Genomic DNA, 24350 nt, shown 5'->3' with positions numbered 1-24350 from the left:
CCGGGCGGGCTGGGCGGAGGGCATTGTCATGACGGCCTGGCCGCGAGCATGCGCTCGAGGGCTGTCCGGGCGTGGTCCTGTACTGAATCCGCGACCGTGATCCGGTTGACGATGCGCCCGGCTACAAGTTCTTCGAGGACCCAGGCAAGGTAGCCGGGGTGGATCCGGTACATGGTGGAGCAGGGGCAGATAACGGGGTCCAGGCAGAAAATCGTGTGCTGCGGGTACTCGGCGGCGAGCCGGTTCACCATATTGATTTCGGTGCCGATCGCGAAGGTGGCGGGCTCCGTGGCCGCGGCGATTGCCTTCTGAATGAAGTCGGTGGAGCCGGCGGAATCGGCTGCGTCTACCACTTCCATGGGGCACTCAGGATGGACGATCACCTGGACTCCGGGAAAGTCCGCCCTTGCCTTGTCGATCTGCGCCACGTTGAACCGTTTGTGCACGGAACAGAACCCGTGCCACAGGATGACCTTGGAATCGATCAGGCCCTGTTCGTCGTTGCCGCCCAGGTCCTTGCGCGGGTTCCACATGGGCATCTGCTCCAGGGGCACGCCCATCGCCTTCGCGGTGTTGCGGCCCAGGTGCTGGTCCGGGAAGAACAGCACGCGCTGGGCCCGCTGGAAAGCCCATTCGAGGACAGTCCTGGCGTTTGAGGAGGTGCAGACGATACCGCCGCGTTCACCGCAGAAAGCTTTCAGGGCTGCGGAGGAGTTCATGTAGGTGACCGGCATGACCGGAACCCGGCCCTCGGCGTCGGGCTCGGTGCCGTAGATTTCCTCGAGCTGCTCCCAGCACTCGGCAACGGAGTCTTCATCAGCCATGTCCGCCATGGAGCAGCCCGCGGCCAGGTTGGGGAGGATCACTGCCTGTTCCGGCGCGGAAAGGATGTCAGCGGTTTCGGCCATGAAGTGGACGCCGCAGAAGACGATGGCCTCGGCGTCCGGCCGGGTCAGCGCCGCGTTGGCCAGCTGGAAGGAGTCACCCACGAAGTCTGCATACTGGATAACTTCGTCACGCTGGTAGAAGTGCCCCAGGATGACTGCCTTGTCCCCCAGTGCAGCCTTTGCTGCCAGGATCCTCCGGCCCAGTTCGGCGTCACTGGCGCGCTTGTACTCGTCCGGCAACTGTCCTTGGCGCGGGGTTGCCGGAGGTGCCACGTCCGCGCTGGAGGCACCCGGACCGTAGGCGGGGATGCCGGCAAGTGCCTCTGCGAGGTCGTAGTCCCACGGCCCCTTGGCCAGCGCCGGGCTGCACGTGCTGCCCTTTGCGGTTGCGCCTTCTTCGGCCTGTTCACGCGTGATCAGCTGGATTGCTGTGTTGACGCTGCTCATGGTGTGCTCCTGTTATCTGGGTCAAGGCCGGGCCGGCCGGTAAAGCGGTAGAGGCGGGGCGGGCGGTGCTTGCCGCCCTGGAGGTACTCTCCGGTCTCCTCTATGTCGGGGGTGGATTTGAGCTGCCGGCGGAAGTTGGCGGGGTCGAGTTGCCGGTCCAGCACGGCCTCGTAGACTTCCCGGACCTGGGCCAAGGTGAAGTATTCGCCCAACAGGTGGTACGCCACGGAGCCGTAAGCCAGCTTGTTGCGCAGACGCCAGAGTGCGTAGTCCACGATGGCGTTGTGGTCGAAGGCGAGTTCCCCCAGCCGGTCCGCCCGGAACCACCGGACGTTCTCGGACTCGTCCGCCAGCGCGGCTTCGGTGGGTTGGACCAGGGCCCAGTAAACGATTGACACCACCCGCTGGGTGGGCGAACGGTGCAGCCCGCCGAACGCATACAGCTGTTCAAGGTAGCTGGGAGCGAGGCCTGTGGTCTCGATCAGGTTCCGTGATGCCGCGTCCTGCAGGGATTCGGAGTGGCTCAGCGGACCGCCCGGCAGCGCCCACAGCCCTTTGTACGGCTCCCGGATCCGCCGCACCAACGGCAGCCACAGGGTGGGCCGGCCCGAACTTTCACTGGGGCGCAGCGCGAAAATGACAGTGGAAATGGCCAGGGGCGGCGGAGCCGCCTGGCGCTCAGAGACATTGGCTGAGCTTGAGTACACGTTCCACCGCCTTTCGGATTCGAGGACACCCGCAGATGCCCGCTTAGTTATAGTCATCCTGACCAAAACTAATTCTACGGGGAGCTGCCACGTATTTGCCAATGTTTCAGCGGGCTGGGGTTCTCCGGCGCCTGGAAGGGCAACCGGCGTCGACTACGCGGCATGGGACAGGAGACGGTAAATTCGATAAGTCCCACAAGGAGCAGCCATCCACACCCCAAGAAGGTCCAGCAGCAAAATGACGATGAAGTCCACCGAAGTACACCCGCAAGGCCACCTGGGCCACAGCATGAAACCCCGCCAGCTCACCATGATGGGCCTGGGCAGCGCCATTGGCGCAGGGCTGTTCCTGGGTTCGGGGGCAGGCGTGCAGGCGGCCGGTCCCGCCGTGCTCATTTCCTACCTGGTGGCAGGCACGCTGATCATCCTGGTGATGTGGGCGCTGGGCGAAATGGCTGCCGCGAACCCGAACAGCGGCGCCTTCTCCGTTTATGCCGAGCGGGCCCTTGGAAAAACAGCCGGCGCCACCATCGGCTGGCTGTGGTGGCTGCAGCTGGTGGTGGTGATTGCCGCCGAGGCACTGGGAGCTGCCGGGCTTCTCTTTACGGTCTGGCCGGTAATTCCGGTCTGGGCACTGGCACTGGTCTTTATGGTCGTCTTCACCGCCATCAACCTCACGGGCGTCCGGAACTTCGGTGAATTCGAGTTCTGGTTCGCCATTCTCAAGGTTGCAGCGATCGTCCTGTTCCTGGTGGTGGGCGCCGCACTGCTGCTGGGCCTGCTGCCCGATGTGGCGTCCCCCGGCCTGGCCAACCTGACGGCAGACTTTGCCCCCGCCGGACTGGGCGGCATCGCCTCCGCCCTCTTTGTGGTGATTTTCGCCTTCGGCGGCACCGAGATCGTATCCGTGGCGGCGGCGGAGACGGAAGATCCGGAACACAGCGTGGGCAAGGCCATCAGGACTGTCGTGTGGCGCATCCTGGTGTTCTACATCGGGTCCGTTTTTGTGATCGCCGCTGTCCTGCCGGCCACCGCGGAGAGCCTGGCCTCGCCGTTCGCCGGCGTTCTGGACGCGGCCCGGATCCCCGGTGCCGCGACGGCAATCACCCTGGTGGCCGTCGTCGCGCTCCTTTCCGCGCTGAACGCCAATCTCTACGGAGCGTCACGCATGGTCTATTCCCTCGCCGAGCGCGCCGAAGCCCCGCGGTTCCTCACGCGGCTGAGCGGCGCCAGTGTGCCCATGCTGGCCGTCGGGGTATCAGTGGCGTTCGGTTTCGTCGCCACGGTCCTGGAACTGCTCTTCCCGGACCGGATCCTTCCCGCCCTCTTCCAGCTGGTGGGATCCACCTGTCTGGTGGTGTGGGGCAGCGCACTGGTCTCCCAGCTGATCCTGCGGCGCCGGGCGGACCGGGAGGGCACGCCGCTTCCCCTTCGCATGCAGGGCTTCCCCGCCCTGACCGTAGTGGGGCTCGTCCTGCTGGGCCTGATCTTCGCGGTGGGCTTCAGCGCCGAGAGCAGCCGCATCCAGCTCTTCAGCACCATCGGCCTGATCGCCGGCATCGCCGTGGCCTGCGCTGTGGGCGCGAGGCTCACCGCCGGGCCCCGGCAGGTAGAGTAGTCCCGGAGTACGAGGTTCCGAAGCGCCGGGTCCGCCCGGGCGCCGTAGTTGATGAGGACTGAAACCATGAGCGGCAGGCACACCGGCGAGCAGCATTCGCACACAGTCGAGGGAACAGACCCCCAGTTGTACGTGGGTGTGCATGATCCCGCCGTGGATGCCGGGCTCCGGCCCGTCCTGCTGCTGCACGGCTTCTCGTCCTCCAGCAAGCTCAACTGGGAGGACACCGGCTGGGTGGCTGCGCTTCTCGACGCCGGCCGCCGCGTCATCACGGTGGACCTGCCAGGACACGGCCGCAGCGGGGCGCCGGAGGACCGGGATTCCTACTCCCCCAGCAGGATCCGCGCGGACCTGCTCCAGGTAGCGTTCGACGCCGGCGTGCGGCCTTTGCAGGACGGTGACCCTTCCAGCGGGCTGGACGTAGTGGGCTACTCGCTCGGCTCCCGGCTCGCCTGGGAGTTCGGAGCCACGCAGCCGGAGATCGTGCACCGGCTGGTGCTGGGCGGGCCGAACGTCGCGGATCCGCTCGCTGCCTTCGACCTCGTTGCCGCGCAGGATTACCTCGCGGACGGGACCCCGATCGCCGACGAGTCCACCGCCCGGCTGCTGAAAATGGCCCTGCTGCTGCCCAGCAACAACATCTTTGCGCTCCTCTCCCTGGTGGAAGCCATCAAGGCCGAGCCCTATGACCCCGCAGAGGCAGTGCCCCACGTGCCGGTGCTCCTGGTGGCCGGCGACAAGGATGAACGCGCAGCCAGCCTGCCGCGACTGGCCGGGCTCGCCAGCAACGCCGGCGCGATGGTTGAACAGGTCATGCTGCCGGGCCGGAACCACACTAACGCCATCACCAGCCGGGCCTTCAAGCAGGCAGCCATCACTTTCCTCGCAGTCTGAAAAATCTCCGGCCGCCGCCGCCCGCTGCCTCCCTGCTGCCCTTTCCCCGGCGGTAGGCTGAAGCAAGGGCTGGTATGAGCCGGGAGGGAAAGATGCTGACGCGCTTCGAAGACCGCACGGAGGCCGGCGAAAGGCTGGCCGCCGTACTCGCACAGTTCCGTGAGCAGCCCGGCACCGTGGTCCTTGGGCTTGCCCGGGGTGGCATCCCGGTAGCGGCTTCCGCCGCAAAGGCCCTCTACCTCCCGCTGGGAGCTGTCCTGGTGCGCAAGCTCGGCATTCCGGGACACCCGGAAACTGCATACGGAGCCCTGGCATGGGCCAGGGGCCGGACCGTCCGCCTGCTGAACAAGCCACTGCTGGACCGGGTACTGGAGCACGGCGTGCGCCAGGAGCTGCTGGACGACGTGGAGCACCGCGAACGCGCCGAACTGCTCCGCCGCGTTCAGCTGTATCCGGGCATAGACTACGACCTGACCGGCAAGACAGTCCTGCTGATCGACGACGGCCTGGCCACCGGCGCCACCATGCGCGCCGCCGTCGAGGCTGTCCGCGAGGGCGGAGCGAAAACTGTAGTAGCTGCCGCCCCTGTCGGTTCCCTCGAAGCGGAGGCCTCCGTGGAGCGGGTCTGCGACGCGGTGTTGTGCCTGCATCTGCCGGGCAAGTTCCGGGCCGTGGGCAGCTTCTACCAACACTTCGAACAGCTCACGGACGATGACGCCATCAGCTTCCTGAAGCAGTAACAGCGTTCCCTGGCCTTACGGCTGGTACGACGGCGGGCCCGGACCTATGTGGTCCGGGCCCGCAGCCTTACAGGGAACGGTTGGTGGGCCGACGCCGCCAGGGAGACGGTGGGTGGGCCCACGCCATCAGGGTTCCCTTGCCGAAGCGGAGCCAGGCCAGGGAGACGGTGGGTGGGCCCACGCCGTCAGGGTTCCCTTGCCGAAGCGGAGCGAGGCCAGGGAGACGGTGGGTGGGCCCACGCCGTCAGGGTTCCCTTGCCGAAGCGGAGCCAGGCCAGGGAGACGGTGGGTGGGCCCACGCCATCAGGGTTCCCTTGCCGAAGCGGAGCGAGGCCAGGGAGACGGTGGGGTCAGTGGTGGCTGACGCCCAACGGACGGCCCTTGGTCTCCTTGGCCAGCAGCACGCCGATGGCCGAGATGACGCAGAGAACCATGATGTAGATGCCGATGGATCCGGCCCACTTGGTGGTCTGCAGCAGGGTTTCGGCGATGGTTGCGGCGAAGGCGCCGCCCAGGATGGCCCCGAACGCGTACCCGATGGAGATGCCGGAGTACCTGACGTTGGCCGGGAACATCTCGGCGTACATGGCGGACATGGGCCCGTAGGACAGGCCGAGGCCGATGGTGAGGACAAACAGAGCCACCCCGTACAGCCAGATGTTCCTGGTGTCGATCAGGGCGAACATGGGAATCATCCAGGCAAAGATGATGGCATAACCGATGAGGAACGTCTTGACCCGGCCGATACGGTCCGAGAGCCAGCCGCCGGCCAGGGTGAAGATCAGCCAGCCGAACGATGCCAGCGTGGTGGCCAGGAGGACCTGGGGTGTGGGCATCTGCAGTGTCCTGGTGGCATAGGCGATAAAGAAGGCGATCAGCAGGTACCCGGCCGCGTTATTGCCGATGAAGATCAGGGTGGAGTACAGGACGGGCAACTTGTGGTTGCGGACCAGCACGCCCAGCGGTGCCTTGCTTTCCTGCTTCCGCGCGGCCATTTCCTGGAAGACCGGGCTTTCAGCCACAGCGCGGCGGATCAGGTAGCCCACCACGATCAGGACGATGGAGAGCAGGAACGGGACCCGCCAGCCCCAGGCTGCAAAGTCCTCCCTGGACATGCTGCTGTTCAGGAAGAAGAGGAGGCCGGTGGCCAGGATCATGCCGATCGGAACACCGATCTGGGGGTAGGCACCGAAAAGGCCGCGCTTGTTCAAGGGCGCGTGTTCCACGGCCATCAGCGCTGCGCCGCCCCACTCACCTCCTGCCGAGAAGCCCTGGATGATGCGCAGGGTGATCAGGAGGATGGGCGCCCAGGCACCGATCTGCGCGTAGGTGGGGAGCATGCCGATCAGTGCGGTGGCCGCGCCCATCATCACCAGGGTGAAGACCAGCATCGCCTTGCGTCCAAGGCGGTCGCCGAGGTGTCCGGCCACCACTGCGCCAAGGGGACGGAACAGGAAGCTGATGCCGATCAGCGCAAAGGAGAGGATTTGCGCCAGGCCGGGGTTTGACGCGTTCAACGGCGCCAGGAAGAGGGGTGACAGCAGCGTTGCGGTCAGCTGGGCGAAGATGAAGAAGTCGTACCATTCGATGGTGGTGCCGACCAGGGTGCCGGCAAGGACTTTGCGTTCCTCGCGCCGGGTGCTGGGACCGGCGAGCGTATCCACCTTGGAAGGTGTGGTCATTGAAACTCCGTTGTTTTATTGGCAGCTGGGCTGCCGGGACGCCTTCAGGATTACCGACAGAACGGTCAGTTAGTAAGAAGGGTACTACGAAAGTGTGAGACAGGACACGCTTCTGCGAATTTCCGGGCCCACGCGGTTGGCTGCCCTCATTCACCGGCCAGTGGACCCCAGTGACCGTGAGTTCTATATTGGAACTGCCGTTTCTTATTGCGGACGCCCGGCCACTACTGGACTCCGCGCACGAGCCACGGCATCACCCTCCGAGCAACCTAGGATGGACTGCATGACCCCCACCGCCGCAGCCCCGGCCGGAGCAGCGCCGGCGCCGGCTTCGCCCTCCCAGACGCTTTCCCGCGGCATCCGCGCCCTCGAGATCCTCGCGGCCGCGCCCGGGCCGCTCACCATCGCCGAACTCGCCGACGCCATGGGTGTACACCGCTCCGTGGCTTACCGCATCCTGCGCACCCTCGAGGACCACTCGCTCCTGGTCCGTGACGACGGCGGACGGGTCCAGCCCGGTCCGGGCCTCGCCGTGCTGGCCCGGAGCGTTTCGCGGAACCTCCAGAGTGCTGCGCTTCCGGAATTGACGCATTTGGCCAACACCCTGGACATGACGGCCTTTGTGGCATTGTGGGACCACCACGACTGCATCACCCTGGTCACCGTTGAACCGCGGCACTCGGGTGCGACGGTGGCCCAGCATCCCGGCACCCGGCACCCCATCAATGCCGGTGCCCCTGGCATCGCCATTCAGTCTGCGCTCACGGAAGCTGAATGGGACCGGCTGGAGACGGGTGTTCCCTACCGGGCCGAGGCCGCCGAAGCCCGGCGCGCCGGTTACTCCGCCAGTCATGACGAGGTCATCGCCGGAGTCTCCTCCCTGGCCGCGCCCGTCCGTGTCCCGGGCGGCCGCCCGGCAGCACTCGCCGTCGTCTACATCCGCTCAGCCCACGATCCCTCAGTGGTGGGCGCGGCACTCGCCGAGAGCGCCGCACGGATCGAACGGCAGCTGGCCTGATCCGGCGTCGTCAATCCGGGCCTTCTCAGCGGCGGGCGCTCCTGCGTTGAAGTACGACGGCGGCCGCGCCTCCGAGGAGGGCCAGCGCGGCTGCCGCGCAGGCGGGAACGAGGAAGGCCGCCGCGTAGCCGTGGTCCTGCGCCAGCCGGCCGCCAAGGGATGAGCCAATCGCGGTGCCTGCCACGATGCCGCTGGCCAGGGCGGTCATTACCGTGCCCAGCCGCCCCTCGGGAGCCAGCACCCCGCCGACGGCGAAGACGGTCACCATCACCGGGCCCACAGGGACACCCAGGATCAGCAGCACTGCAACCATCGCACCCACTGACGACGGCACCAGCAGGAGCACGGCGAGTCCTGCCATCAGCGCAGCGGACACCACCCAGCGCCACGAAAGGCCGAAACGCTGCGGCCAGTAGGCAACCGAGAGGGCCGCGGCGGCGGAGCTGAGCCCCATCACGGCATACAGCAGACCGGCGATCTCGGACGTCGCGTAGCTGGCAGAAAACGAGCTCAGCGCCGCCTGGGTTGAGCCGAAAAACGTACCCATGCACACCATGGCAACCACCGGCAGGGCTACAGCGGCAGGCATTCTGACCCGAGGGCGGCGTTCTGCGGCCGGAACTGCGTGGCGTGCCGCCGGCACCACGCGGTGGGTGCGGTGGGCAGCAAATGCGGGCACCAGTGTGATGGTCATGGCTGCCGCCAGCGCAAGCGGAAGCCAGGGTGCCAGAAGGCTGGCAAGGATTCCCACCAGCGCCGGTCCCAGCACAAAAGTCACTTCGTCGGCAGTACTCTCGTACGAAAGCGCCGTGTCCAGGTCCCGCCTGTTATCCGGCGCATTGCCCCGCGAGGTCAGCGCCATCCACCGGACGCGGGCCAGCGGGCCCACCTGCGGGCAACTGGCGCCCGAAAGGAATGCGGCGGACAGCACGGCGGCAGGAAAACTACCGGACGCTCCCATGGCAGAGGCTGTGAGGATCAAGGCCACCACGGCCACGGTGTTAAGGGCGGCGGCCAGCAGAAGGACCGGGCGTTGGCCGCGTTTGTCTGCCAGGGCGCCCAGGACCGGAGCGCCGAGGGCGGAGCCAATGCCCACCGCACCTGCCGCCGTCCCGCCCAGCGCATAGGAGCCGCTGTTGGAGGTGACCAGTGTCAGGGTGCCCACCGTGAGCATGGCCAGGGGAAGCCGGGCAAAGAGACCCAGGGGGATGAAGCTGCGGCCGGCGAGATGGGGAAGCCTGGCGAAGCGCCCGCCCGAAGCAGGCTGTGTTGATGTTTGTGTGGCAGGTTCCGGTGCCGCAGGCTTCGTCGAAGCCGGGGGCTCGCCGGGTGAAAGGGAGGTAAAGGATTTCAATTCCGGGCTCGTTCAGTAATGCGCATCGTCCCTCCTCCCGATGCGCCGAACCCGGTAACTGTCCAAGTATATCCGCCGTGTCCGGCCCCCTCAGACCGCCACGTCCAGGGCTTCGGCTATCCGCAACGTGGATCCGTTCCTGGTCTTCAGTACCTGCAGCTGTGTTCCGATCCGTTGCTTCATCTCCCCCACATGGCTGACGAGTCCCACTACCCTGCCGCCGTCCCGCAGGCCTTCCAGGGCATCCATCACCTGTTCCAGGGATTGCTCGTCGAGGCTGCCGAACCCCTCATCCACAAAAAGTGTTTCGATTTCGACCCCGCCGGACTCCTGCTGGACAACGTCTGCCAGCCCGAGGGCCAGGGAGAGTGAGGCCATAAAGGATTCGCCACCGGACAAGGTGGAGGTGTCCCGGCGGTACCCGGTCCATTGATCCACTACTTCCAGGCCCAGCCCGGACTTTGCACCGCGCGCGGCCTTCGCGTCCGTGTGCTGCAGAAGGTACCGGCCGTCGCTCATGGCCACCAGGCGTTCGGATGCGGCCAGGGCCACCTGCTCCAGCCGCGCTGCCAGCACGTAGCTGTTCAGGCTCATCCGGTACGTGTTGTCTCCCCGGCCGGCCGCCGCGTCCGCCAGGCCGGAAAGCATGCGGGCACGCTCTGCGGGCCCCCGTGCGGACCCGGCCAGCTCCTCATAACCGGCACGGATTGAATCCAGCGACTCGAGGCAGCGCCTGGCCATGCCTGCCGCCAGGTCCGCATCGCGCGCTTCCTTCCGGGCGGCTGCAGCTTCAGCCTGCAGGACCGCGAGCTGCTGCTCATCCGGTGCGGGTCCGGCAGCCGCCTCCTCAAGTGCGAGCATAATGTCTTCCGATGCGAACAGCTCAGCCACTCTTGCCGCCTCGTCCTGCGCCGACCGCATCCCCGCCTCCAAGGCAGCGGCTTCACTGCTGGCCAGCAGGTGCTCCCTGGCCTCGTCGGCGGTGGCGAACCCGGCCGCCGGCAACGCCTGCTCCAGCTGTTCCACGGCCTCGGCGGCCTGGACTCTGGCAGCGCCGAGCTCAGCCTGGGCATCAACAGCTTTACCCAGCATCCCGGCAGCGCCCTCCAAGGCCCGCAACCGGTGGGCGAGGCTGCGGTGGCCGGCCCTCAGCCCGGCCAGTGCCTGATCGAGCGACGACGACTGCTCAGCCACGTCCTCCAAGGAGGAAGCCACCTGGACCAGCTCCGCCTGGGTGCCGGCATGAGAAGCCTGTGCAGCTGCTGTCTCCGCGTCGAGTGCTTCAGACCGCGACCGGGCGGCCGCGAGCTCGCCAACCGCCTGCCCGGCGTCGGCGGCAGCCCGGCCGGCTTCCTCGGCCGCGCTGAGGGCCTCCTCCTTGGAAGTTTCGCCGCCTTGGCCGGCAAGGACAGCCACCTCCTGGTTTGCCTCCACCAGCTTGTGGCCGGCCGCTGAAAACGCGGCCTCTGCGGCTTCATACAAGTGGTGGGCTGCTTCCTCGTCCCGGGCAAGACGGGGGCCACCCGCGTCCGCCGCCGCCGGCAGCGGGTGGTCAGGGCTTCCGCACACCGGGCACTGTTCCCCCGCAACCAGCTTCGCCGCGAGCTCGGCGGCGGCGTTCGCCAGCCGCTGCTCCCTCACGTCGAGCCAATGCCTTTTGGTCTCCAGCTGGTTCTCCCGCGCAGCTTCGTATTTCAGCATGACGGCGTCACGGGCCACCACTGCCGCAGCGTACCTGCGGACCACGTCCAGCAGTTCCTCCGCCGCCGTTGCTTCCTTCGCACGGAGGGCCGCCGCCCCGGCACGCGCTTCCAACGGCCCAAGCCGGTCGGTGAGGCGTGACCGTTCGGTGCGGAAGCTCTCCACACGAGTGGCAAGTGCAGCACCGGCTGCAGTGAGGTCCTCCTGTTTGGCTTTGAGCTGCTTGTGCCTGGACCGGAGCGCCTTGAAACGGTCTTCGTCAGGCAGCCTCGCTTCGACCACTGCAACCAGGGACCGGAGCCGGTTCAACTCCTCCGCTGCGCCTGGAACGGCCGTGGGGCCGGCCGGGTCAAGAGCGGCGTCTGCCGGGAATCCGAGGTCCAGCTGGGCCAGCTCGGGGTCTTCATCGGCGGCGAGGCGAAGCAAAGTGAAAGCTGATTCCGTCGCGGCTGTGGCACGCCGGACCTTGACCGCCCCTGCATCGACACTGCGCAGCTGTCCGGCCAGCACCTCCGCCTGGCGGTGCCGGCGAAGCCGGACGGTCACGCCTTCCAGGTGGGGCAGGGCTTCCTGCACGGCGGCCTGCCGCGTTGCCGCCTCCTCCAGCCTGCGGTGCCGGTCCCGGCGTGCGGTTTCCCCCTCTACGCGGCGGGTACACTCCCGGCTCGCCGATTCTGCGGTTTTCGCCTGGTCCGCCAATTCGCGCAGGCGTCCGGCGGCAGCATCCTTCAACCAGTCGAGCCGTGCAGGAGTATTGTCCAGCGCCGGGCCCTCGGCTTCCGGGAGCTGCAGGGTTGCCGCTTCCGACTCCGCCCGGGCCGCCAGGAGGTCGAGCTGGCCGGAAAGGACGGACACTTCCTCTTTCGCCGCCTGCGCCTGGCGGGACAGTTCCTGTTCAACTGCTTCAAACCGCTGCGTGCCAAAAAGTTTCTGCAGCAATTCGAGCCGCTCGGTGGCCTTCGACCGCAGGAAGGCGGCAAAATCGCCCTGCGGCAGCATCACCACGCGGGTGAATTGCTCACGGTCCATTCCCAGCAGTGCGAGTATTTCCGCCCCCGCCTCGTCATTGCGGGCCGACTTCTCAACCCACGCCCCGTCCACGCGTTCCCGCAGGAGCGTCTTGGCCTGCTGGGTGGTGAACCCGTTCCTGCCCCTGGCGCTGGGCTTCTCCCAGGCAGGCGACCGCGTGACCTCAAAGCGGCGGCCCTGGGCGGAGAACTCACAGCTGACTGCGGGTTCGTGGCCTGGTTCGGCGTGATCGCTGCGCAGGCGTTTGCCTTCCTGGCGCGCCCCGGGAACCGAGCCGTACAAGGCGAAGCAGATGGCGTCCAGCACGCTCGTTTTTCCCGCCCCGGTGGGGCCGTTGAGCAGGAACAGGCCGTGCGCGCTGAGCCTGTCGAAATCGATGTCCTCAGTGCCGGCAAAGGGCCCAAATGCGGAGATGCGGAGATGGTGGATCCTCATCTGGAGGCCTCCTGGAGACGTACGTTCTCCAACGCGCCGGCGAGCGCGGCATTCTCTGCATCGTCCGGGATGCGGCCGCGTACGTGTTCCAGGAAACCGCAGCAGACCGCAAGGTCATCAGGTGCTTCGGCGAGCCTGCTGCTGTAGGTGGAGGCGGCGTTGGCAGGTCCGCCCTCTGGATCAAACCCGAGCACCAGGGTGTCGGGGAAGCGTGAACGGAGGCGTTCCATGGCCCGGGCTGGACGCTGGGCATCCGTCAGGGTCACCTGGCAATAGGCGGTTTCAGCCCAGGTATGTTCGGGCGAGTCGAGCAGTTCGGCCAGGGGGCCGCGCAGCACCGCCAGGGTACGCGGGGCATCCCACAGGATCTCCTCGACACCGGCCACGCCGTCCGCACAGACGTCTACCAGCCACGCGCCTTTGTTGTGGGAGGCTTCGGAAAAGGAGTAGGCAAGCGGGGACCCGGAGTACCGGACCCCGGGGGAAAGGGACTGCCGCCCGTGCAGGTGGCCCAGGGCGGTGTAGCTGAAGCCGTCGAAGAGATCGAGCGGGACGGCGCCCACCCCGCCGATGCTGAGGTCACGTTCACTGTCCGAGCTGATTCCCCCACTGGCAAAGGTATGGGCGAGGACCACCGAGTGGACTGTTGCCGACGCTGACCGGCGTTTGATGTCCCTGCGGATCAGTTCCGTTGCGGCGCGGGTGACCTCGAAGTGGCTGGCAGTCTGGGCGCCCAGCTGTTCGGCCACAAGCCGCGGTTCGAGCCAGGGTATGCCGTAGATGGCCACTACCGCTCCGTCCTCCGAGGATGCACCGCCAACGGGCAGCAGAAGGGGCTGGTCCAGGTTTTCCAGCCTGGTCCGGAGGTGCACTCCGCCGCGCTCCAGCAGGCGCGAGGCGAACCCCAGCCGGATGGCGGAGTCGTGGTTGCCGCTGGTGAGCACCACCTGGGCACCCGCCGACGTCAGCCGCACCAGGGCGTCGTCCAGCAGGTGGACCACGTCCACACCCGGGAGGGCGCGGTCGTAGACGTCCCCGGCGATAAGCACAACGTCCACGGCGTGCCGGGCGACGGCGTCCACCAGCTGGTCGACAAAGGCCCGCTGCGCATCAAGCATGCCGACGCCGTGGAAGGACCGGCCCAAATGCCAGTCCGATGTGTGAAGTAGCCTCATGTTTCTAAGCTATCGGCTGCCACTGACACTTCCGGCAACCGCCGCAGTTGCCACTGTCAGCGCCGCCCGCCCTCGAAGAACTCCCGGGCTTCGCTGGCCTCGCCATCGGCCTCAGGCCCACCTGACTCAAGCCCGGCCGCGTTGTCCGCCCCGCCTACAGCAGGCACCTCAGATTGCACGGGTGCGCCGGCGGTGGAAGCACCGCCGAAGCTCCGGAACACCAGCCCGGCCACCGCAGCGCCCACCAGTGGAGCAACCACAAACACCCAAGCCTGTCCTGCAGCCCAGCCAGAGCTGAACACTGCAGAGGCAACGGCACGGGCGGGATTGAACGGCAGGTTACCAACGGAGAGGCCCAGCTGCAGGAGAACGGCAAAGGACAGGCCCACCGCCACCGGCGCGGCGGACCGGCCATTGTTGTCCCTGCCCGCTGTACCGAGGAAGACGGCGACGATGATTGCGGCCCCGATCATTTCCAGAAGGAGCACTGCCGCCAGCGGCGCCTGGATGATGGAGTGTTCACCAAAGCCGGCCGTCACGGTGTCGAAGGCGGTCCGGCTGTCCGCAATGCCGGGCAGCGTGCGCAGCACGCCGTAAAGGGCCAGTGCTGCCAGCAGTCCACCGGCCAGTTGCGCGCCGGCATATGCCGCGGCTGCACCGGCACGGATCCTGCCGGCGAGGAGATGGCCGGCTGTGATGGCAGGGTTGAAATGACCGCCGGAAACGTGCCCAAAGGCGAGCATGGCGGCTGTCACCGCAAGGCCTGCGGCAAGGGCGGCAGGCAACGGGCTGGACTGCGGAATGCTGAACAGCGGCACGCCGAGTCCGGCCAGGGTGAGGAAGAAGCTGCCGAATGCCTCCGCGGTCACCCGTGGCAGAAGCCCTGGCCGGGCTGTTTCAGAGCCGGACTGCTGCAGTGCGTCGTGACGGGCCGGGACAGGCGTGCTCATGGGGGCGACCTTCAGGTAGGTGGGCGGGGATTGCTTTTGGGCAACCCCGGAATTATTCCAGTGCAGGCTGTGCGTTCGCTGGACGGCGGGACGGCGGGTGTGTGCCGGCGCCGGCACATGTCAGGCAGCCGCGGTGCACCACGGTAAATTTACTGCATGAGCATCGAGCCGGACACGTCCACGCCGTCCCATAAGTCCCGCATCCACGGCTGCCTGCTGGGCGGTGCGCTGGGCGATTCCCTGGGCTACGCAGTGGAGTTCGACTCGATTGACCTGATCCGCAGCCGCTTCGGCGCATCAGGCCTGAGGGGCTTTGATGCCCTCGCAGGAACCAGCCATTTCTCCGACGACACACAAATGACGCTTTACACCGTTGACGGCCTGGTGGAGGCGCTGGAATGGGCGAACTCAGGGGTTGGTGCCGACGCCAACGCCTGCTTGTGGCTCGCGTACCTGCGGTGGCTCGCAACGCAGGGGGAAGCAGCCCCGGTGTCGGCCCCCGTGCCCCAGCCCCGCTGGATAGACGGACAGGCGGTGCTGCATCAGCGGCGGCACCCCGGCAAGGCCTGCATCTCCGGCCTGGCAACGGGCGAAATGGGTACCTCGATCCGCCCCGTCAACCGAGAGTCCAAGGGTTCCGGGACTGTGATGCGTTCAGCTCCGTTCGGGCTGATCCCGCACATATCGCCCGACGCCGTCTACAAGTTGAGTTCTGACGCCGCCTCCCTGACGCACGGCCACCCGTCAGCGCGCCAGAGCGCCGGCACGTTCAGCCTCCTCATCCACCGCCTGGTGGCCGGTGACGGGCTGCGGGAAGCGGCGGCGTCGGCAGTTGCCCACGCCGCCGGCTTCGATGGCGTGGCCCCCGAACTGCCTGACCGGCTGGAGGGCGCACTCCGGCTGGCCGGCAAGGGAATCGTGACGCCGGAGGAACTGGTCCTGGCGCTCGGCGAGGGCTGGGTGGCTGAGGAGGCACTCGCCGTCGCGCTGTATGCCGTTCTTGCCACCCTTCCGGACGATGGCGGGAAGGCGTCCGGCGCCACCGCGGCGGACCCGGTGCAGCACTTCCGCGATGCCGTGGCCCTTGCCGTCAACCACAGCGGCGACAGCGATTCGACGGGCTCGCTGGCCGGCAACATCCTGGGCGCCTTCTACGGCGAGGCGTGCCTGCCCGGCGATTGGCTGGCGGCCCTGGAGGCGCCGGAGGTCATCCGCGGCATGGCAAACCAGCTGGTGAAGGTCACAACCGGCGAAGGCTGATGTTGTTGCAGGCTTCGCAGACCTCCTCCGGAATCAGGCCGCGCCGCTGCAGGAACCCGAAAATCACGCAGCCAAGGCAAAAGCCGGCGAAGGCCTCAAGTGACGCCGCCACGGTAAGGATGGCCAGCACCGTCCAGGCCGCGGGCGCAGCGCCGGCCGTAAACAGGACGAGCGCTGCGGTGGAAACCACCGCTCCCATGCCCTGGGCGAAGCGCTTGGGTGGCCCGGGAACCAGCTTGACCCGGCCCAGCCGGGGCGCGATGACCTTGACAGAGAGGAGCGCGAGCGGAGATACCCGGGGCCCAAACAGCAGCCGGAGCCAGAATCCGACGGCGATGGCCAGCAGTCCCCATCCTGACCCGGCGGCCGCGGTGGCCAGTGCCAGCAGTACAACAAGGCCTGCCGTCACGCGTGCGGCATACTCGTTAACGGGGTTGGGGAAGGCAAACAGGGAGCGCATGAGCCAAGGCTAGGGGCGGCCGACGCCGGGTGGAAGCTTTGTTGCGCCCCGTGAACGTGACTGCGTGACGCCCTCAGGCGCTGACCGCTTCGGCGGCGAAGCTGCCCACCATCTGCAGGAACTCCCCCTCGGAGAGGACCTCGATGGCCTGGCCGCGGTCGTGGAGCTCCAGGACGCGGCGGGCCTTGCCCGTGAGCCTGCCCGAGCGGAGGTCCGAAGCCACAAAGCCGTCCCCCACCACCAGGACGGTGGTGCGTCCGGTGACGCGGCTTTCAGGCCGGGCACCAAGCTCCGCCGAGCGCACCTTCGCTTCCGGCCGGCCCATGGACAGCTGTCCGGTGAAAACGACCGTCTGTCCGTAGAGCGGGTGGCCGGGGTGGGCGTCGGGGTTGGGGTCCGGGTTCGCCCCCTCTTCCGGCCAGCCCGGCTGGAACGGCCGCACCAGCGCCGCTCCGCTGCCGGCGGCACCCGGGATCGCGGCCAGGCTGGGCTTGGACAATCCGTCTCGGGCCGGGTCGAAGGCTTCCTGGCGCGGCATAACGAGCCCCAGGGAAAGGTAGAGCTCGGCGATGCTGTTGGCTCCGTTGCGGCCGGCAATGTCGATGAGGATGCCGGCGCACGCCCGCGCATCTTCCGCGGCGTCGTGGTGGTTAACCAGGGGCACCCCGGCTTCCTCTGCGGCGAACGGCAGGGAGTTGGACACCAGGGAGTAGCACCGCCGGGACAGCATCACTGTGCAGACGTAGTCGTAGCCCGGGCCCGCCAGGCCGGAGACCTCCAGGCCTGAGCGGATGACCCCGAGGTCGAAGGCGGCGTTGTGGGCGGCGAGGATGTCATCGCCGATAAAGGCGCCGATCTCGGGGAAGAGCTCCCCAAAGCGCGGCATTCCCGCCACGTCCCGGGCGGTAATGCCGTGGATGCGGACGTTGTGGTAATCAAAGTGGTCGTAACTGGCGGGCGGGCGCATCAGCCACGAGGCTTCCTCAACGATCCGTCCGCCCCGGACCTTCGTCAGTCCTACGGCACAGGGCGAACCCCGAAATCCGTTCGCAGTCTCGAAGTCGATCGCCGTAAAGTCCAAACCCACGGGCCAACCTTACCTCTGGAGACTGTCCTTCCCGCGTCACCCGTGCGGCCTGTCATGGATATCACCCGTACGACGCCGGCCGCAGGGCTTCAGGGTGTTGCCCGCCGGAGCGTGAGGTAGGACGCGCCCGCCAGCGCGGCAGACAGCAACGCCGCCCAGGCGGCCATGGTGAGCGGGGTCTGCCGGCCGAACCACGCCCCGATGCTCCCCCGCCACAAATTCAGCGTTGCCAAGGCAACACAAGCGACCAGGAGTACAGCCGCTCCAATGAGTGCGGCAAGCAGCCCGGTGGTGCCCCAGCGCTTGTAGACCGTGGCGAACCAGAATCCGATGATGAACCGGCCGCCAACCGTGCAGGGTCGTTGCCAAGGGTCTTCCTGATGACGAGTTGCTGGAGGGGGACCGGAGCAATGTCCAGTCCCAGCCTGGCCGCGTCCGCCCGCTGCGCCGCACTGAGCGGTTCATCCACTGTGACTGACACCAGCGCGCCCAGTGCCTCCCGGTGCAGCACCTTCATCGATGAGGTGTGAGGACAGCACAATCGTGCGGGGGTGCTCGGTAAAGTCGGCCAGGAGCCGGTCGTAAAACAGCTGGCGGGCCACGGCATCCAGCCCCAGATAGGGTTCATCGAAGAACGTCAGGTCTTCCGGGATGCCAGGCCGATGATGACGCCTACAGCCGACAACTGCCCGCGGGAGAGCTTCTTGATCCGCCGCTTGACGGGGAGTCCGAAGTCATCGATCAGCCGCCCGGCGAAGGCCTGGTCCCACTGTCCAAACAGCAGCGCCGCTGCCTTGAAAGCATGACGGGGCGTGAAGTCATCGGGGTACTTCTGGGACTCGCGGATGAAGCAGATCCGGGACAGGACCCGGTCGTTCTCATAGGGCTGCTCCCCGAAAACGAGCGCCTTCCCCGAGCTGGGAAAAGCCTGCGCGGTCAGGATGGACATCAGTGTGGTCTTTCCTGACCGTTCCGCCCCAGCAGGCCATAGATTCTGCCCGACGACAGACTGACGCTTACATCGTCCAGTGCGAGGACATCCCGGTACCGCTTTGTCAGGCCCCTCGCCTCCACCACCGCTGCGTTCACAACGCCGCGCTCCTTTCCTGTTTGCCTTCCGCCGCCGCGGCGCGTTGTGCGCCCCGGGTGACCATGCTGCTGAGCTCGTCCGCCGGGATTCGAAGCTTGTGCGCCTCCGCTGCCAGCGGGCGCACGTACTGCTCAAAGAATTGTTCGGTCCGTCTCGCTACCAGGGCAGCACGGGCGCCCGTGGCAACAAACATGCCAATCCCCCGTCTTTTGTAGAGGATTCCCCCATCAACCAGGAGGTTGACGCCCTTCGCGGCCGTGGCCGGGTTGATCCGGTGGAACGCGGCGAACTCGTTCGTCGAAGGGACCTGGGATTCCTCGGGCAGGTTTCCGTCCACGATGTCGTTCTCGATCAGTTCGGCGATCTGCAGGAAGATCGGCCTGCTGTCGTCTATCACTCGCTCCGCCTTGGGTCTGCCTGGCCGAGGCACCGGCCTCGCTGGTTAGTTACTTATGTGACTAACCATACAACCGGGCGGAGGAGGTGCGTCAAGTACCCTTGAGGGGTGAACTTTCCTGTGATGAACGACTTCGCTGTGTCCATGCTGGGTGGTGCGGGACCGGTGCAGCCACAGCTGGCATCCTTCCTCCCCGACTGGCTGAACCCCCAGGTCTTCCTGGCCGACCCTGCCCTGGCACCCTGGGTGGTCCTGCTTGTTTGCGGCATCGTCTTCGCGGAAACCGGGCTTCTGGTGGGCTTCTTCCTGCCGGGCGACTCCATGCTTTTCACCGCAGGCCTGCTGGTGGCCACTGACACCATCAAGTTCAACGTGTGGTTTTTTGCGCTGCTGATCATTGTGGCGGCCATCATCGGCAACCAGACCGGCTACCTGATCGGCTCCAAAGCCGGCCCGGCCATCTTCAACAAGCCCAATTCACGCCTCTTCAAGCGTGAAAACGTCGAGAACGCCCACGCCTTCTTTGAAAAGCACGGCGGCAAGGCGCTGATCCTGGCGCGCTTCGTTCCGATCATCAGGACCTTCGTCCCCGTCATCGTTGGCGTCGCCCAGATGAACAAAAAGAAGTTCTTCCTCTTCAATGTCATTGGCGCAGTCCTCTGGGGCGGCGGCGTGACGCTGCTGGGCTACTTGCTGGGCGACCGCATTCCCTGGGTCCGTGACAACCTGGACATCATCTTTATCGCCATCGTCCTGGTCTCGGTCCTGCCTATCGGCGTCGAGGTCCTCCGTGGCCTGTCCGCAAAGCGCCAGGCGAAGGCCTACGGCACGGACCCGGTGGATGAGTTCATCGAGGAACACGCCCCCGAGGACGAGCACAAAACGCCCCGCGACATCCAGGGCACCCGCTAAGCAAGACGGCCACGGCGCGGGCCTGCAGGCCTTCCAAACATCAAAAAGCTGTGCTCCCCGTTTCGGCGGGGAGCACAGATGTTTAACTACTTAGGCACCAGCGGTCTGCAGCGCCTCAACAACGGCCGGCAGCAGCGCGCGGAAGGCCTTGCCGCGGTGGCTGATCGCGTTCTTCTCATCGGCCGACAGCTCCGCGCAACTGCGCTTCTCCCCCACCGGCTGCAGCACGGGATCATAGCCGAACCCCCCGGCCCCGCGCGGTTCGCGCAGGAGTACTCCCTCCAGCTGACCGTATTCCACCACCTCATGCCCGGGGCGGGCACTTGTACCCGGTACCGCCAGGGCGGCCGCGCATACGAAGGCCGCGCCCCGGTGCGCGTCCGGCACGTCGGCAAGCTGGTTGAGCAGCAGCCGCAGGTTCGCTTCGTCGTCGCCGTGCCGGCCGGACCACCGCGCCGAGAAGATTCCCGGCGCCCCGCCCATCACGTCCACGGCGAGGCCGGAGTCATCGGCGATGGCCACCAGGCCCGTCGCTTCAGCGACAGCGCGCGCCTTCAGCAGCGAATTTTCAGCGAACGTAATGCCGGTTTCGACGACGTCGGGGGCACCTGCCGCCGCAGCGTCGACCACCTGCGTGTCGACGTCGAGCCCGGGAACCTGCCCGCGCAGCAGTTCGCGCAACTCCCGGAGCTTGCCCTTGTTATGGGTGGCAAGCACCAGGCGCGGCGCGGAAGGCGCCTCACTCACAGGGTGTCCGCCAGGGTTTCCCGCTGGATGGCCGCGAGCTGGGTGGTGCCCAGCAGGGCCAGGTCAAGGAGTTGGTCAAGTTCGGTGCGGTCGAACGGAGCACCCTCGGCGGTACCCTGCACTTCCACGAACTTGCCGGAACCCGTGACCACCACGTTCATGTCGGTCTCCGCCCGGACGTCCTCAACGTAGGGCAGGTCCAGCATGGGAACGCCGTCGATGATGCCCACGGACACCGCCGCGATGGTGTCGACGAGGGGCTGGGCGTTCCTGGCGATCAGCTTGTTGTCGCGGGCGAACCTGATGGCGTCCGCGAGCGCAACGTAGGCGCCGGTGATGGCTGCGGTGCGGGTTCCGCCGTCCGCCTGGAGGACATCGCAGTCCAGCACAATGGTGTTCTCGCCCAGGGCCTTGGTGTCGATAATGGAGCGCAGGGACCGGCCGATGAGCCGTGAGATCTCGTGCGTGCGGCCACCGATCTTGCCCTTGACGGATTCACGGTCGGAGCGGGTGTTCGTGGCCCGCGGGAGCATGGCATACTCGGCCGTGACCCAGCCGCGGCCCTCCCCCTTGAGCCAGCGCGGAACTCCCGCCGTGAGGGACGCGGTGCACAGGACCCGGGTATTGCCGAACTCGATCAGGGCCGATCCTTCGGCCTGGTTGGACCATCCGCGGGTGATGCTGATGGGCCGGAGCTGGTCCGGGGCGCGGCCGTCGGCACGCACAATGGGCACTGCAGTTGTTTCAGAAGTCATGCCTTTAGCTTATCCACTGCCGGCTGCCGCCGGACGGACGCTGCTCAAATGGTGTAGTGCACCCCGGCCACAGCCACCGCGACGTCGCCGCCAAACACCGGCCTGGCCTCCGCCATGACCGTGGTGGGCGACGTCCACACGGGAATGTGGGTCAGCAGGAGCCGCCGCGCCCCGGCAGCGGCTGCGGCTTCCCCTGCGCGCTTGCCGGTCAGGTGGACATCCTTGATGCCATCGTCCCGGCCTTCCTCGAAGGCCGCCTCGCAGAGGAACAGGTCGGAGTCCTTGGCCGCCTCCTCCAGCCCGGTGCAGGAGTCTGTGTCACCGGAGTAGGTCAGGGTCCGGGAGACGCTGTTGCCGTCCTTGTCCGGCTCCACCACTTCCACGCGCAGGGCGTAGCACTCCTCGATGGGATGGTTCACCGCAAAGGGTGTCACGGTGAACGGCCCCACCGTGACGGCTTCGCGTTCTGCCCAGTTGGTGAAGTCGAACTCCTCGTGCATGCCCGGGTCCAGTTCCAGGCCGTAGGCGGTGGCCATCCGGTCTGCGGTGGCTGCCGGTCCCCATACCGGAATCCGGCCGCGGCCCCAGCCGCCCGGCTTCCACCGTACGGCAACGTGGAGGCCGCAGAGGTCCATGCAGTGGTCCGGGTGGAGGTGCGTCAGGAAGATTGCGTCGATGTCCTCAAGGTCGGTGTACCGCTGGATGGCACCCAGTGCGCCGCTGCCCAGGTCCATCACCACCTTCCAGGTCCGCTCGCCGTCGTTCGCCGTCAAGAGGTAGCACGATGCCGGAGAACCCGGGCCCGGGAAGGACCCCGTACAACCTACGATGGTGAGCTTCACTGGCCGGAACCCCCCATCACTGAACCGCCCACGAAGTTGGAGATCCTCGGGCGGCTCCGGGCGCCCTGGGCCGCGGCGATCATCTCGGGGGTAATGCGGGCCAGGCTGCCGGTGGGGTACTGGGCGGCCACGTGGTCAACATGGCGGACCGAGAGCACTTCGGGTCCAAGGAACCTGCGGGCCAGCGCCTCGAACTGGTGGGCGTCGCCGGTTGCCACAAAGTGGTGTTCCGGCGAAGTGTCCCCGGTGCGCTGCAGGTTATGGGTGGCCAGGGCGCGGTAAACGTCCTTCGCCGTTTCCTCGGCACTGGACACCAGGGTCACGTCCGCTCCCATCACGTAGGAAATAACGCCGGTGAGCAGCGGGTAGTGGGTGCACCCCAGGACGACGGTGTCCACGCCGGCGGCCTTGAGCGGGGCGAGGTATTCCTCGGCGACGGCCAGCAGGGCCGGGCCGGTGGTGATGCCGGCTTCGACATAGCTCACGAACTCCGGGCAGGCCACCGAGGTGATGTCCAGGTCCGGGGCGGCGGCGAAGGTATCCTCGTAAGCCCTGGAGCCCACGGTGGCGGAGGTGCCGATCACGCCCACCTTGCCGCTGCGTGTTGCGGCAACGGCGCGGCGGACGGCCGGCTGGATGACCTCGATGACCGGAATGCCGTACTTGGCCGTGTACCGCTCCCGGGCGTCACGGAGCACCGCGGCCGACGCCGAGTTGCAGGCTATGGTGAGCAGTTTGACGCCGGAGTCCACCAGTTCGTCCATCACGCCCAGGGCATTGGCCCGGACTTCCGCGATGGGCAGGGGGCCGTAGGGCCCGTGTGCCGTGTCCCCCACGTAGAGGATGGACTCGTTGGGAAGCTGGTCAATGATGGAGCGTGCCACCGTCAGGCCGCCTACGCCGGAGTCGAAGACACCGATGGGCCGTGATTCCACGGGGGCGGCCGGGAGGTCGCCGGCTTCGGACACCGCTGCGGCTTCAAGGGGCGGGTCCATGCTCGAGGCTGTTGTCATGATTATTCGAGGATAGGTCTTCCCCGCAGCGTCAGGCAGCATCTTGTGTCCTGTGACTCATGTCTAATTTGTCACAGGGCCGGGACGGGTACGCCCGGCCAGTCAACGGCGGGTGTCCAGGGACTGCAGCATGGCCTGGACCAGCGACTCCTGCAGCCAGGTGGCGAAGTTGTAGACCAGGGCCAGGTAGCTTTCAACGTCCTCGGCCTGGGACCAGTCCTGCATCAGGTGGACGTGCTCGGCGTCCTCCTCGTCCTGGATGTCCAGCCGTTCGGCCAGCACAAGCCGGACGTCGTTCAGGGCCATGGACCAGTGCCGCGCACCGTCAGCGGTCAGGACAATCTCGTCCCTGTCCAGGTCGAGGGCCGCCGCCCGAAGGGCGCCGATCTTTGTCTCCCGCAGCGACCGCTCGGTCAGCTGGCGAAACTCAAGGGACCCGGCGTCGTCATTCTGCATGACATTCGGCAGGAGCCGCTTCACAGCGCGGTCCGTGGGTACGGCCACGTCCATGTCTAGGCCGATCAGGGCAGCAAGCGGATCCTGTCCCTTCCGGTCCTCCGGCTGGAGCATGGAAACAACGTCGTCGATGAGGCTGCGCAGCAGTTCCCGTTCGGCCGGCTCCAGGAAACCGGTGATGCCTTTAAGTCCGTACTTGAATGCCTTAGCCACGTTTCCCCTTACCCTGGCCCGGCCCGCCGGACTTGCCTGCCTTGCCGCCTGATCCACCACTGGCCTTCTCCACCGTGGCCCAGAGCCCGAAGCCGTGCATCGCGACAGCGTGGCGCTCCACCTGTTCCTTGCTGCCGGAAGCGACGATGGAGCGGCCCTTTTTGTGGACCTCCATCATGAGCTTGTTCGCTTTGGTTTCGGGGTAGCCGAAGTAGCTCTGGAACACGTAACTGACGTAGCTCATCAGATTAACGGGGTCATTCCAGATCACCAGGTTCCAGGGGATGTCCGGTGCGGCAAGGAAGTCTGTTGACTCCGCTGTGCCGGTCCGGGTGCCCTCTTGCGTATCAGGGCCGAGCGCAACGCTTAAGGTCATATTTCCATTCTATGGGGAGGATGGGCCCACGCCGGATGGGCCCACGCCGGCGAGGGCCCCGCGGCGAAGCGAAGCGAGACGTGGGAGCCGGTGGGGAGGGCCCCG

General features: G+C 66.9%; 23 protein-coding genes and 1 pseudogene. 6 read left to right on the top strand and 18 right to left on the bottom strand.

Annotation, left to right across the window (positions count from 1 at the left end; genetic code table 11):
* Positions 1-26: 26 nt before the first annotated feature.
* Positions 27-1334: a quinolinate synthase NadA gene (nadA, locus tag ACFVYC_RS02550; protein ID WP_387546209.1), complete on the bottom strand. Its 1308-nt coding sequence runs from the start codon at positions 1332-1334 to the stop codon at positions 27-29.
* Positions 1331-2098: an NUDIX domain-containing protein gene (locus ACFVYC_RS02545; protein ID WP_387546207.1), complete on the bottom strand. Its 768-nt coding sequence runs from the start codon at positions 2096-2098 to the stop codon at positions 1331-1333. Before ACFVYC_RS02545 ends, nadA begins: the two co-directional genes overlap by 4 nt.
* A 181-nt stretch (positions 2099-2279) precedes the next feature.
* Between ACFVYC_RS02545 and ACFVYC_RS02540 the strand changes: the two genes are divergently transcribed.
* The 3 genes from ACFVYC_RS02540 (at position 2280) to ACFVYC_RS02530 (ending at position 5293) form a co-directional block, all read left to right on the top strand.
* Positions 2280-3659, top strand: coding sequence for an amino acid permease (locus ACFVYC_RS02540; protein ID WP_387546205.1), 1380 nt, complete (start codon positions 2280-2282; stop codon positions 3657-3659).
* 66 nt (positions 3660-3725) lie between these two features.
* On the top strand, positions 3726-4553 hold the full coding sequence (locus ACFVYC_RS02535) for an alpha/beta fold hydrolase (protein WP_387546202.1): 828 nt from the start codon (positions 3726-3728) through the stop codon (positions 4551-4553).
* Between the two features lie 92 nt (positions 4554-4645).
* A complete protein-coding gene (locus ACFVYC_RS02530; RefSeq protein WP_387547102.1) occupies positions 4646-5293 on the top strand; it encodes a phosphoribosyltransferase in 648 nt (215 codons plus the stop codon).
* A 350-nt stretch (positions 5294-5643) separates the two neighbouring features.
* On the opposite strand, the gene ACFVYC_RS02525 is transcribed toward ACFVYC_RS02530, so the two are convergent.
* Complete coding sequence (locus ACFVYC_RS02525) at positions 5644-6975, bottom strand: MFS transporter (RefSeq protein WP_387546200.1); 1332 nt, start codon at positions 6973-6975, stop codon at positions 5644-5646.
* Between the two features lie 283 nt (positions 6976-7258).
* On the opposite strand from ACFVYC_RS02525, the gene ACFVYC_RS02520 reads away from it, so the two are divergent.
* On the top strand, positions 7259-7993 hold the full coding sequence (locus ACFVYC_RS02520) for an IclR family transcriptional regulator (RefSeq protein WP_387546197.1): 735 nt from the start codon (positions 7259-7261) through the stop codon (positions 7991-7993).
* A gap of 25 nt (positions 7994-8018) precedes the next feature.
* Here the strand turns inward: ACFVYC_RS02520 and ACFVYC_RS02515 are convergent, their stop codons facing one another.
* The 4 genes from ACFVYC_RS02515 to ACFVYC_RS02500 all read right to left on the bottom strand — a co-directional run bounded on the left by ACFVYC_RS02515 (position 8019) and on the right by ACFVYC_RS02500 (position 14637).
* Positions 8019-9347: an MFS transporter gene (locus ACFVYC_RS02515; RefSeq protein ID WP_387546195.1), complete on the bottom strand. Its 1329-nt coding sequence runs from the start codon at positions 9345-9347 to the stop codon at positions 8019-8021.
* Positions 9348-9437: 90 nt separating this feature from the next.
* Positions 9438-12512: an AAA family ATPase gene (locus ACFVYC_RS02510; protein ID WP_387546192.1), complete on the bottom strand. Its 3075-nt coding sequence runs from the start codon at positions 12510-12512 to the stop codon at positions 9438-9440.
* On the bottom strand, positions 12509-13687 hold the full coding sequence (locus ACFVYC_RS02505; RefSeq protein ID WP_387546190.1) for an exonuclease SbcCD subunit D: 1179 nt from the start codon (positions 13685-13687) through the stop codon (positions 12509-12511). Before ACFVYC_RS02505 ends, ACFVYC_RS02510 begins: the two co-directional genes overlap by 4 nt.
* Positions 13688-13743: 56 nt before the next feature.
* Positions 13744-14637: an aquaporin gene (locus tag ACFVYC_RS02500; RefSeq protein ID WP_387546188.1), complete on the bottom strand. Its 894-nt coding sequence runs from the start codon at positions 14635-14637 to the stop codon at positions 13744-13746.
* A 156-nt stretch (positions 14638-14793) separates the two neighbouring features.
* Between ACFVYC_RS02500 and ACFVYC_RS02495 the strand changes: the two genes are divergently transcribed.
* Complete coding sequence (locus ACFVYC_RS02495; protein ID WP_387546185.1) at positions 14794-15897, top strand: ADP-ribosylglycohydrolase family protein; 1104 nt, start codon at positions 14794-14796, stop codon at positions 15895-15897.
* Here the strand turns inward: ACFVYC_RS02495 and ACFVYC_RS02490 are convergent.
* The 5 genes and pseudogenes from ACFVYC_RS02490 to ACFVYC_RS02470 all read right to left on the bottom strand — a co-directional run bounded on the left by ACFVYC_RS02490 (position 15878) and on the right by ACFVYC_RS02470 (position 18931).
* Complete coding sequence (locus ACFVYC_RS02490) at positions 15878-16357, bottom strand: DUF4395 domain-containing protein (protein ID WP_387546184.1); 480 nt, start codon at positions 16355-16357, stop codon at positions 15878-15880. The two genes, ACFVYC_RS02495 and ACFVYC_RS02490, sit on opposite strands and share 20 nt — an antisense overlap.
* 73 nt (positions 16358-16430) lie before the next feature.
* Positions 16431-17444, bottom strand: a complete 1014-nt coding sequence (locus ACFVYC_RS02485) for an exonuclease domain-containing protein (RefSeq protein ID WP_387546182.1) — start codon at positions 17442-17444, stop codon at positions 16431-16433.
* Positions 17445-17533: 89 nt separating this feature from the next.
* Positions 17534-17677 (bottom strand): hypothetical protein, encoded by a 144-nt coding sequence (locus ACFVYC_RS02480; RefSeq protein WP_387546179.1) that lies wholly within the window; start codon positions 17675-17677, stop codon positions 17534-17536.
* Positions 17665-18533: pseudogene (locus ACFVYC_RS02475) on the bottom strand (ATP-binding cassette domain-containing protein). Before ACFVYC_RS02475 ends, ACFVYC_RS02480 begins: the two are co-directional and overlap by 13 nt.
* Positions 18530-18931 carry a GntR family transcriptional regulator gene (locus ACFVYC_RS02470; RefSeq protein WP_387546176.1) on the bottom strand — a complete coding sequence of 134 codons (402 nt, stop codon included), beginning with the start codon at positions 18929-18931 and terminating at the stop codon, positions 18530-18532. The pseudogene ACFVYC_RS02475 and the gene ACFVYC_RS02470 overlap by 4 nt, the downstream one beginning before the upstream one ends.
* 123 nt (positions 18932-19054) lie before the next feature.
* On the opposite strand from ACFVYC_RS02470, the gene ACFVYC_RS02465 reads away from it, so the two are divergent.
* Positions 19055-19843 (top strand): DedA family protein, encoded by a 789-nt coding sequence (locus tag ACFVYC_RS02465; protein ID WP_387547099.1) that lies wholly within the window; start codon positions 19055-19057, stop codon positions 19841-19843.
* Between the two features lie 90 nt (positions 19844-19933).
* Here the strand turns inward: ACFVYC_RS02465 and rdgB are convergent, their stop codons facing one another.
* The 6 genes from rdgB to clpS all read right to left on the bottom strand — a co-directional run bounded on the left by rdgB (position 19934) and on the right by clpS (position 24245).
* Positions 19934-20590 carry an RdgB/HAM1 family non-canonical purine NTP pyrophosphatase gene (gene rdgB / locus ACFVYC_RS02460; protein WP_387546174.1) on the bottom strand — a complete coding sequence of 219 codons (657 nt, stop codon included), beginning with the start codon at positions 20588-20590 and terminating at the stop codon, positions 19934-19936.
* On the bottom strand, positions 20587-21345 hold the full coding sequence (rph, locus tag ACFVYC_RS02455) for a ribonuclease PH (RefSeq protein WP_387546171.1): 759 nt from the start codon (positions 21343-21345) through the stop codon (positions 20587-20589). Before rph ends, rdgB begins: the two co-directional genes overlap by 4 nt.
* Before the next feature lie 44 nt (positions 21346-21389).
* The gene (locus ACFVYC_RS02450; RefSeq protein ID WP_387546168.1) at positions 21390-22187 is read right to left on the bottom strand and encodes an MBL fold metallo-hydrolase; all 798 of its coding nucleotides are present in this window, start codon (positions 22185-22187) and stop codon (positions 21390-21392) included.
* The gene (gene murI / locus ACFVYC_RS02445; RefSeq protein ID WP_387547096.1) at positions 22184-23182 is read right to left on the bottom strand and encodes a glutamate racemase; all 999 of its coding nucleotides are present in this window, start codon (positions 23180-23182) and stop codon (positions 22184-22186) included. The genes ACFVYC_RS02450 and murI overlap by 4 nt, the downstream gene beginning before the upstream one ends.
* A gap of 120 nt (positions 23183-23302) precedes the next feature.
* Entirely contained in the window at positions 23303-23869 is a 567-nt protein-coding gene (locus ACFVYC_RS02440) for a DUF2017 domain-containing protein (RefSeq protein WP_387546165.1), read from the bottom strand.
* Positions 23862-24245 (bottom strand): ATP-dependent Clp protease adapter ClpS, encoded by a 384-nt coding sequence (gene clpS, locus ACFVYC_RS02435; protein WP_387546162.1) that lies wholly within the window; start codon positions 24243-24245, stop codon positions 23862-23864. Before clpS ends, ACFVYC_RS02440 begins: the two co-directional genes overlap by 8 nt.
* Positions 24246-24350 lie beyond the last annotated feature (105 nt).

This window comes from Pseudarthrobacter sp. NPDC058329 (assembly GCF_042879835.1).
In the GTDB taxonomy this organism is placed as follows: Bacteria; Actinomycetota; Actinomycetes; order Actinomycetales; family Micrococcaceae; genus Arthrobacter.
The sequence above is the reverse complement of the archived record's forward strand: the minus strand, read 5'-3'. Positions and strand labels throughout refer to the sequence as shown.